This window comes from Streptomyces sp. BRA346, assembly GCF_052851135.1.
Map to the genome: position 1 here is coordinate 1 of NZ_JAIWIH010000101.1, position 5,622 is coordinate 5,622.

The following is a 5,622-nucleotide window of genomic DNA, read 5'->3' on the forward strand; positions in this document are numbered from 1 at the left end:
TCCAGCGGGTACTTCCTCGGGGCAGGCATCGTCTGGGCTCCTCTCATGAGACCCATCTGACCCCCTGTCACTCCTCCCCGCATCTCGGGGGAACCTCACTCGGCGAGAGTTCCGTCGAGCAGGACGTGACTGGGATCCGTTTCCCACAGGACCCGCAGCAGCCCGGGCGCCCGGCGGGACAGGTGGCTGACGACGGTGGTGACGTAGGCGTGGGCGGTGCCGACGGATATACCGAAACCGGCGGCGATCTGCGCGAGCGTGTCATGCCGGCGAAGGTAGACCCGGGCGACGAGAGCACGCTGGTGAGGCGGGAGCTTGCAGCGGCGGTCACCCTCACGGGTGACGATGAGCATGGTTACCCACTCGACCAGGGCATGCGGGAGGTCGAGTGCGGCAGGAAAGGGAACCAACGAGGCTCCTGCGCTGATGAGTTGAGACGTCGAACACCTCTCTCAACGGCACAGGAGCCTCGTGCGTTGCGGGAGGCCGCCCTGGCTTTGTTCACGAGAAGCGACAGCAGATATTCACCATTTCCGGAGGCGGTCACGAGGGCTGCAGCGTTCGAATTGTTCACGAGCTGCGGCAGCGCCATTGCCGATCCTCAGTGGCGGTACGCGGCTGTCGCGATCTTGATGAATGATCGGGTCAACGGGTTGGTGTCTCCTTCGTTACACACCGCCACCACTCGGCTCGGCGCCATGTCGATCAGCGGCACCACGGTGAACTCCGCGGGCAGGTCGTGTCCGAGCGGGGCCAGGCCGACCGTGCCGTTCCACAGCACAGCCTGCAGGCATTCCTGGACGGCGCGCACCACTGGTCCCTCCCGCGGCCTGCCACCGTTCCAGTACGACTGCCAGATGGGGTCTGTGCCCTGCGGGAACTGGAACCACCGGCGGTCGCGCAGCTCGGCCAGCCGCAGCTCATCGCGGCGGGCCAGCGGATCGTCGGCGCGCAGGACCACGCCGACCGGATCGGTCCGCAGCGCACGCACCGTCAGGGCGGTCTCGTCGAACGGTGCCCGGGTGAGGGCGACGTCGACCAGTCCAGCGCGCAGTCCGCACGTCGGGTCAGTCAGATCGGTGTCGCGGATGCGGATGTCGACTCCGGGGTGGTTTCGGCGGTAGGCCGCGGCCAGCCTGGCCACTCCCGGGTCGGTGCCGTCGCCCAAGATGCCGACGGTGATAGTCGCGACGCCGGCTGCTGCGCTCACACGCACCCGGACGCGGTCGGCGTGGTCGAGTAGGGCTCGCGCCTCGTCGAGCAGCACCGCGCCCACTGGAGTGAGCGTGACGCCGGTGGTCGAGCGGGCGAAGAGCAGGGCCCCGACCTCGGCTTCCAACTGCTTGATCGCCCGGCTCAGCGGCGGCTGACTCATATGCAGTCGGGTGGCGGCCCGGCCGAAGTGGAGTTCCTCGGCGACCGCCACGAAGTAGCGCAAGGTCCGTAGCTCCACGCTGCAACGATACCCATGAGGTATCGGCTCTGCTGAATGGGTCTTGGACACCGGCGAGGTCCCGGCGGTGCACTCGTGACCATGACCGAAAAAGCGAAGACCAGCGAGCCGCAGGCCGACCCCGCCGTATCGGTGGTGGGTCCCCACGACGGCGAGACGATCGTTCTGGGCGCCACGCGCATGCGCGTTCTGGAGGACGGCAGCCACACCGGGCACCGCCTCGCGATCGCCGAGTCCGTCCTCGCCCCGCACACGCAGGGCCCGCCGCAGCACCGCCATGGCCAACACGACGAGGGCTTCTATGTCCTCTCCGGCACCGTGCGGTTCACCGTCGGGGACGAGGACTACGACGCCGCCGCGGGGACGCTCGTCATGGTTCCGCCCGGCACCCCGCACACCTTCGCCAACCTGACCGACCAACCCGCCGTCATGCTCAGCACATTCACACCCGACCTGTATGTGCAGTACTTCCGAGACCTTCATGAGGTGCTCGCATCCGGACAGCCGCTGACGCCACAGGCCAACATCGACACAATGAGCCGCTACGCGACACAGCCCGCGACCGACCTCGCCTGAAGTCGGCGGGACGGAACGGCCCGGCCGCCCTCCTTTCGGCCTCTGGGGCCGTGGCGCTCCCGCCCTTCGCGTCCGAACCCCTCGGACGACGGACCGGCCGTCTCCAGGGGCTTCCCTGGCACTCGACGCAATCGACAGGACCCCGCGAACCGGGGCCCCCGTGAACGGAAACCATGAACATCGCCTACTGGATCGTCGCGGGACTGCTCGCGCTCTTCTACTTCTACGCAGGCACGCTGAAGGTGATCCGCAGCCGCGATCAACTCCGACCGATGATGGCTTGGGTCGACCGTATTCCCCTGCCCGCCCTCAGGGCGCTGGGGGCGGTCGAAATACTCGGCGCGGCCGGTCTGGTCCTGCCACCGCTGACCGGTACCGCTCCTTGGCTGGCGTCGGCCGCAGCCATCGGCTTCGTACTTCTGCAGACCGGTGCGATCGCCGTTCACCTGACCGGAGAAGACCGCCGGATCACACTCAATGTCGCACTCACCGCCACCGCGGCCGTGACCGTCTGGTTGGCCACCAGACCGTGACCGTGGCTCAGTCCTCGACCGGCGGAGGCGACTGCTCGGCCAGCCGCCTCACGGCCGCTGTCACTTCTCATGAACATCGAACACGCCGCCGTCCACGCGCTGCGCGGTGAGGCGTACATCTGCTGTCGAAACTCGTGAACAAAGCCAGCCACCCCGTCACCCGACCAGTGGCCACTCTGAAAACGCTCAGTTATGGCACATCTATACAACGAGCTGGAACAGGTCGGCATCGTTCCGATCTGTGTCGCGAACACTGCGCTTACCGAAAATGTCATCCGCCCTGGCGGGAGGAGTGCGCGCGGTGTACCGGAGGTCGACCGGCGAAGTCGCCAGAACAAGCGCTCTCACGAGGCTGGCGCTCACCAGCAAGGTGATCGACCGTGCTGTTGCGACTGGCTTACCTCGGCGTGATTCAGGCTTCTTGGTCAGCGCACGTCAGGGTTTGTCGTATACGCACTCTCCGCCCACCCAGGTGGAGCACACCCTGACTTCGGCCAGTTGGTCCGGATCCACGGTGGTGATGTCCGTGTCCAGAACTGTCAGGTCGGCGAGTCGTCCCACCGTCAGGGTTCCCTTGATCGCTTGCTCGGCGGTGGCGGCCGCCGAGGCCCGGGTGTACACGTCCACCGCGTCGAGCGCAGTGATGCGCTGCCGGGCGCCGACCACGGTGCCACGCGCCGTGACACGGGTGACCAGGGAGCGGATGGCGAGCAGTGGATCTGCCGGTGCCAGTGGGTAGTCGGAGGAGCCGGCCGCCACGACCCTCGCGTCACGCAGTGATCGGTGCGCGCAGACGTCGTCGGCGCGTTCACCGTAGAACTTGACCAGGGTCTCGCCGTGCAGGGTCACGAACGGTCCGAACGGTACCGTGATCACCTGAGCTCGGGCGAGGCGGGCGACCAGGTCGTCGTCGACGAGGCTGCAGTGCTCGATCCGGTGTCCGGCGTGTCGCTGCGGCAGTGACTCGAAGACGTCGAGGACTTTCTGGATCGCCTGGTCCCCGTTGGCGTGCACCGCGACCCGGCCGCCCGCGGCGTCGATCGCCCGGACGGTCGTGGCGAACTCGTCGTCGGTGAGGATCTGGAGCCCGTTGTCGTTGCCCATGGCACTGGGGTAGGGCGATCGGCACAGGCACGTTCCGCCGGAGAGGGCCCCGTCGAGCATCATCTTCACGCCGACGGTTCGCAGCCGGTGGGGCGCCGGGTGGTCGGACGGAGGTGCGGCCGGGTCGGCGTAGGCGTGCCACAGCAGCATGCCGACTCGCGCGGTGAGTTCGCCGGCGGCCAGGGCGTCGGTGTAGAGCTGCCGCTCGGTGGGGGTGACGAGCGCGTCGCAGAACGAGGTGATCCCGTAGGCGTGCAGTTCGCCGATCACTTCCTTCAGCGCGGCCCGCTGGGCTGCGGGCGGCCCGGCCGACGCGATCGAGGGCGTCCCCGCGCCGGGCAGCCACGGGTCGAGCCAGGCGCGCTCCACGAGATGCCCGTTCAGGCGGCCGTCGGTGTGGACGCCCAGTTGCCCGCCGTGCGGGGCGTCGGCGACGTCCCGGTAGCCCAGCGCGGCGAGGCCGGCGCTGTTCACCACGGCCCGGTGGAGCGAGTAGTGCACGAGGAGGACCGGATGGCTGCGGGAGACCTGGTCGAGCAGGTCCCGGTCGACGGTGCCGAGGCGGCGCTCGTCCAGTGGCTGTCCGATCACCCATTGCCCCGGCGGGGTGTGCGCGGCGCGTCGGCGCAGGGCCTGGAGCGCCTGGTCGAGGTCGGCCACCGCGTCGAGGTCGACTCGGACGCGGGCGAGGGCGGCCTGCGACGGGTGGCAGTGGGCGTCGTTGAGGCCGGGGACGGCGAGCGCGCCGTCCAGGCCGATCTCCTCGGCTCCGGGGAACTCGGACCGCAGTGCGCGGCGTGTGCCGGTGCCGGCGATCCACCCGGCGCGGATGGCGAGTGCTTCGGGCTCGGTGCCGTCACCGGCGACGATGCGGGGACCGGTGAGGATCCTGGTGCGTGGTGTCACGAGGCGGTGTCCGGCACCTGGTGCGCTGTCATGTCGACGTCCCTGGTCTCCGGGCCGAGCGCGCCGTCGACAGCGACGAGCGCGCCGCCGAGCACGATGAGGACGACGGGTGCCAGCGCGTTCCCCACGATCGTGGCGAGTCCGCTGATGTAGAAGGCGTAGAACGCCGGTATGACCAGGGCGAGGCTGTATCCGACTCCGTAGCCGGTGGCGCGGATCGCGGCCGGGAACCGTTCGGTGAGGTAGGCGGCGATGGGGCCGTACAGCGAGATCGTGGAGATCTGCACACCGACGGCCAGCAGGGTGGGGAGCACGTGGTCGTCCGCGTTCAGCGTGGTGAGGAGTGCGTAGCAGGTGGAGGCGAAGATCGCGGCGACGATGCCGAAGGCGATGTAGAAGCGGCGTCGCCCGATGCGTTGTGAGAGCACGGCACAGCCGACGAAGGACCCGACGCAGACGACCGAGGAGATCAGCAGGACGATGCTCACGGTGCGGTCCGGGAGCCCTACGTCGGCCTTGAGCGTGGCGGGCAGGACCGCGGCGGCGATGTTGGTGAGGAGCCACGCTCCGGTCATGAGGATGAAGACCTGTGCGAGCGCTCGGCGGTGGCGTCCGCCGAGCAGCTCACGCAGCGGCGATCCGGTCGTCTGGGCGGCTTCGAAGGCGGGAGCTTCCTCGACGTTGCGCCGGTAGTAGAAGAAGAGCACGATGCCGAGCAGGCCGCCGATGAAGAACGGGATCCGCCAGCCCCACTGGACGTATGCGCTGTCGAGGCCGGTCGGCGGCATGACGCTGAGCAGGAGCAGGCTGAGACCGGCGATCGACGCGGCTGCCGAGGACGCGTACGCCAAGGGCGGCAGATTGTGATCGACGAGTGCGCCCCGAACTGCCGGTCTTGGAAGGTGGACGAGTGTCAGCACCGGGACCTGCGTCAGTACGGGACGATCTGCCTGTGGGGCTCGGAAAGTCGTCGCTGCAGGTGACGTCAGGTATTCGGCCTCGGCTGAGAGCATGTCCGCGTGACCGTCTCACTGGTGTACAAGGTCGTGC

Annotated in this window: 5 protein-coding genes and 1 pseudogene; 2 read left to right on the forward strand and 4 right to left on the reverse strand. The window is 68.6% G+C overall.

All coding sequences use genetic code 11. The features are described from left to right. Positions 1-98 precede the first annotated feature (98 nt). Both LCH29_RS43405 and LCH29_RS43410 read right to left on the reverse strand, forming a co-directional pair. Positions 99-410 (reverse strand): annotated as a pseudogene (locus tag LCH29_RS43405) (helix-turn-helix domain-containing protein); the annotation flags it as partial. A gap of 191 nt (positions 411-601) precedes the next feature. Beyond that, entirely contained in the window at positions 602-1,453 is an 852-nt protein-coding gene (locus tag LCH29_RS43410; protein ID WP_385201265.1) for a LysR substrate-binding domain-containing protein, read from the reverse strand. A gap of 81 nt (positions 1,454-1,534) precedes the next feature. On the opposite strand from LCH29_RS43410, the gene LCH29_RS43415 reads away from it, so the two are divergent. Both LCH29_RS43415 and LCH29_RS43420 read left to right on the forward strand, forming a co-directional pair. Beyond that, the gene (locus LCH29_RS43415; protein ID WP_206187736.1) at positions 1,535-2,029 is read left to right on the forward strand and encodes a cupin domain-containing protein; all 495 of its coding nucleotides are present in this window, start codon (positions 1,535-1,537) and stop codon (positions 2,027-2,029) included. 173 nt (positions 2,030-2,202) lie between these two features. Then, positions 2,203-2,562, forward strand: a complete 360-nt coding sequence (locus tag LCH29_RS43420) for a DoxX family protein (RefSeq protein WP_108999129.1) — start codon at positions 2,203-2,205, stop codon at positions 2,560-2,562. A gap of 435 nt (positions 2,563-2,997) precedes the next feature. Here LCH29_RS43420 and LCH29_RS43425 read toward each other — a convergent pair whose 3' ends face one another. Then, a complete protein-coding gene (locus LCH29_RS43425) occupies positions 2,998-4,572 on the reverse strand; it encodes an amidohydrolase (RefSeq protein WP_446467200.1) in 1,575 nt (524 codons plus the stop codon). Then, positions 4,569-5,423: an MFS transporter gene (locus LCH29_RS43430; RefSeq protein ID WP_446467201.1), complete on the reverse strand. Its 855-nt coding sequence runs from the start codon at positions 5,421-5,423 to the stop codon at positions 4,569-4,571. The genes LCH29_RS43425 and LCH29_RS43430 overlap by 4 nt, the downstream gene beginning before the upstream one ends. Positions 5,424-5,622 lie beyond the last annotated feature (199 nt).

Coding starts and splice junctions, on each gene's coding strand:
- LCH29_RS43415 (WP_206187736.1), top strand. CDS start 1,535: ATGACCGAAAAAGCGAAGACCAGCGAGCCGCAGGCCGACCCCGCCGTA.
- LCH29_RS43420 (WP_108999129.1), top strand. CDS start 2,203: ATGAACATCGCCTACTGGATCGTCGCGGGACTGCTCGCGCTCTTCTAC.